The organism is Micromonospora sp. D75 (assembly GCF_018070405.1).
In the GTDB taxonomy this organism is placed as follows: domain Bacteria; phylum Actinomycetota; class Actinomycetes; order Mycobacteriales; family Micromonosporaceae; genus Micromonospora; species Micromonospora chalcea.
In genome coordinates, this window is the sequence record NZ_JAGPXV010000641.1 from 1 (window position 1) to 3341 (window position 3341).

General features: G+C 73.5%; 4 protein-coding genes and 1 pseudogene. 1 reads left to right on the forward strand and 4 read right to left on the reverse strand.

Features of this window, described 5'->3' with window-relative positions:
• Together KBX39_RS26935 and KBX39_RS26940 are read right to left on the reverse strand one after the other, a co-directional pair.
• Window positions 1-262: pseudogene (locus KBX39_RS26935) on the reverse strand (ABC transporter permease); the annotation flags it as partial.
• Window positions 263-308: 46 nt separating this feature from the next.
• Entirely contained in the window at window positions 309-1232 is a 924-nt protein-coding gene (locus tag KBX39_RS26940; RefSeq protein WP_064448156.1) for an ABC transporter ATP-binding protein, read from the reverse strand.
• A 77-nt stretch (window positions 1233-1309) separates the two neighbouring features.
• Here KBX39_RS26940 and KBX39_RS26945 point away from each other — a divergent pair, with 77 nt between their 5' ends.
• Window positions 1310-1849 (forward strand): GNAT family N-acetyltransferase, encoded by a 540-nt coding sequence (locus KBX39_RS26945; RefSeq protein WP_064448157.1) that lies wholly within the window; start codon window positions 1310-1312, stop codon window positions 1847-1849.
• Window positions 1850-1865: 16 nt separating this feature from the next.
• On the opposite strand, the gene KBX39_RS26950 is transcribed toward KBX39_RS26945, so the two are convergent.
• Together KBX39_RS26950 and KBX39_RS26955 are read right to left on the reverse strand one after the other, a co-directional pair.
• Window positions 1866-2837, reverse strand: coding sequence for a TAXI family TRAP transporter solute-binding subunit (locus tag KBX39_RS26950; protein ID WP_210873153.1), 972 nt, complete (start codon window positions 2835-2837; stop codon window positions 1866-1868).
• Window positions 2834-3226, reverse strand: coding sequence for a roadblock/LC7 domain-containing protein (locus KBX39_RS26955; protein WP_030503989.1), 393 nt, complete (start codon window positions 3224-3226; stop codon window positions 2834-2836). Before KBX39_RS26955 ends, KBX39_RS26950 begins: the two co-directional genes overlap by 4 nt.
• Window positions 3227-3341: the final 115 nt, after the last annotated feature.

Consider the following 3341-nt stretch of genomic DNA (forward strand, 5'->3'; position numbering starts at 1 on the left):
TGCCGGCCGCGCCCGCGCCGGTGGCGACGCCGGTGAGCAGGATCAGCGGCAGCAGGAACGCGATGAAGCTCGTCCCGCCCAGATAGGTGCTGCCCACGGCGTCGAGCTGCCCGGCGTAGACGAGCAGGAAGAACAGGGACTGGGCGACCGGGGCCACGAGCAGCGCCGGGGTACGGAGCACGGCCCGGGTCGAGCGTCTGATCGCCGCGAGGACGACCGGGGCCGAAGAGCGGCGGGGCGGGGTGAGCGCGAGCGGGAGCACGGTGTCGGGCCTTTCGGGGTGCGGTGGGGGCGCGCCTCAGCGCGCCTCAGCGGGCGGCGAGGGCGACGAAGACGTCGTCGAGGGAGGGCTCGGTGAGATGGAGCCGGGTGATGTCGGCGGCGATCGCGCCGGCTTCGTGCAGGGCAGCGGTCAGCGCGCGGGGGTCGTCGGGGACGCTGAGGCGTACCCGGTCCGGGTGGTCGGGGTCGGCGCGGAACCCGGCTTCGGACGCGGCGACGAGCGCGGTCGCGGCGGCGGCGTCGGACAGGTCGAGCGTGAGCGTTCGGGCGCCGACGCGCCCCTTGAGCGACGCCGGTGGGCCCTGGGCGACCACCCGGCCGTCCCGTAGCACGGCGATCTCCGTGGCCAGCACGTCGGCCTCGTGCAGGTCCTGGGTCGAGATGAGCAGCGAGGTGCCGCTGTGGTTGAGGCGGGTCAGCTCGGTCCAGAAGTCGATGCGTGCGAGCGGGTCCAGGCCGGTGGTCGGCTCGTCCAGGATCACCACTGCGGGCTCGGCGACGAGCGCCACCGCCAGGTCCAGCTTGCGGCGGGTGCCGCCGGAGAGCTTGGCCACCCGGGACGAGCGGTGCTCGCCCAGCCCGAACAGGTCGACGAGTTCCCGCGTGCGGCGGGCCCGCTGCCGGCGGCCGAGCCCGAGCGCCACGCCGTGGAAGTCGAGCACCTCCGCCGGGGTGGCGAGGGGGTCCAGCGCGTTCGACTGCGGCGCCAGGCCGATCAGGCGACGCGCGTCCCGCGCCTGCGTCACGGTGTCGAAGCCGCCGACGCGCACCGAGCCCGAGGTCGGGGTGCGCAGGGTGGCGATGATCTCCAGCAGCGTGGACTTGCCGGCGCCGTTGTGGCCGAGCACGACGAACCGGCTGCCCGGCGCGACGGCGAGGTCGAGCGCGCGCAGGGCGTCGCGTGTCCCGTAGGTCTTGGTCAGGGCGGAGGCGAGCACGAGCGGGGTCATGCCGCCACCCTACCGACCGGTCCGTAGGGTGGCCAAATCCGGTTGTCGACCTGCCCTGCCGCCGCTAGCGTCGCGGCATGTTCGCCACCGAGCGCGTCCGTCTGCGCCCGCCCACCCCCGACGACGCGCCGGACCTGTTCCGCCTGCACAGCGACCCGGAGCTGCACCTGATCACCGACGACGAGCCGTTCCTGCCGCACCACGTCGGGCAGGTCCGGGCCCGGCTGGAGAAGCGCGCCGCCGAGCAGCCGGAAGCCGGCGCTCCGGTGTCACTGCTGGCCGAGACCGTCGCCGACGGCACGTTCCTCGGCACCGGCGTGCTGTGGGGGATCAACACCTTCAACGGGTACGCCCACCTCGGCATCACGCTGCTGCCCGAGGCGCGCGGCCAGGGCTACGGCACCGAGGTGATCCGGCTGCTCTGCCGGTACGGCTTCCGCAACCGCAACCTGCGGCGCCTGGAGATCGAGACGCTGGCCGGCAACACGGCGATGCGGCGTACCGCCGAGCGGTGCGGCTTCGTCCACGAGGGCACCCAGCGCGACCGCGAGTACGACGGCGACGGCTTCGCCGACATGGCGCTCTACGGTCTGCTGCGGCGCGACTGGACGCCGTAGCGGGGCCGCGCCGCGCTCAGCCGCCGTCGCGGTAGAACCGGGCCGCGCCCGGGTGCAGCGGGATCGGGCCGGTCGCGGCCGCGCTGGCCCGGTTGAAGTTCGCCGCCTCCGGGTGCACCTGGATCAGATCGCCCTGCCAGGTGAAGAGCACCCGGGTCAGGTCGTACGCGAGTTGCTCCGGCATGTCCGCCGCCACCAGGATCACGTTCGCCACCGTGATGGTGGGCGTCGGCGCCGCCGTGCCGTAGACCTCCTTCGGCAGCGTGGCGGTGGTGTAGACGCCGCCGAACCGGGCGCTCAACGGCTCGATCAGGTCGTTCAGCGGCAGCAGCCGGAACTTCCCGGGCGCGGAGGAGAGCAGGTCCTTCACGCCGGGCGTGGGCAGGCCGCCGGAGAAGAACATGGCGTCCAGCGTGTTCGCCCGCATCCGCTTGACCGTCTCCGGCAACGACAGGTTGAGCCGCTGGATGCCGGCGTTCGGGTCGATGCCGCCGGCGGTGAGCAGACGCCCGGCGATGATGTCGGTCCCGGACTTCGGCGAACCGGTCGAGACGCGCTTGCCGCGCAGATCGGCGAAGCTGTTGATCTTGCCGTCGCTGCGGACGATCACGTGCGTGTAGTTGCTGTAGACGCGGGCCAGCGCACGTACCGGCTGCGGTTGCTTGTCGAACGCCCCGCGGCCGTCGACCGCGTCCGCCGCCGTGTCGGCCAGGCTGAACGCGATCTCCATGTCGCCGCCGGCCACCCGGGTGATGTTCTCCACCGACGCGCCGGTCGGCTCCGCGCGCGCCTCGTACCCGGGCACGTGCCGGGTGATCAGATCGGCGTACCCGCCGCCGAGCTGGTAGTAGACGCCTGTGGTGTTGCCGGTGGCCAGGAAGATCCGCCCGCCGTGCCACGCCTGCCCAGTGGTGTCCTCGGCGCCGCAACCGGCCACCAGCACCGTCGCCAGCAGCGCCGCCGCCAGCCGCGCCGGGCGGCCGCTCACCGGCGGACCGCCGGTTCCAGCGCCTCCGCCACCCGCTGCACCAGCGTCGCCGTCTCGTAACCGATCTGGCCCAGGTCGCAGCCGGGCGCGGCCAGCACGCCGAGCAGCGCCCGTTCCCCGACCGCCATCACCAGCATCACACCGCCGTCCATGTCGACGATCTGCTGGCGTACCCGGCCGGCGGACATCAGCCGGGCCGCGCCCACGGTAAGGCTCGCCAAGCCGCTGATCACCGCCGAGAGCTGGTCGACCTGGTCCGGGGAGAGATCCGGCGAGGACGCCAGCCGCAGCCCGTCCTCGGAGACCGCGAGCGCGTGCGAGACGTCCGGCACCTGCTCGGCGAAGTTCGCCAGCAGCCAGTCGAGCCCGGTGGAAGCGGGTGGATTCATGGTCTTCTCCCGTTGGGTGGTGTGGTGTTCGGGGCACGGCGCGTCGCGCTGGCCACCCCCTCGGCGAGGGCGGACAGCCGGGCGCGTACCACTTCGGGGTCGAGCAGGTCGGTCG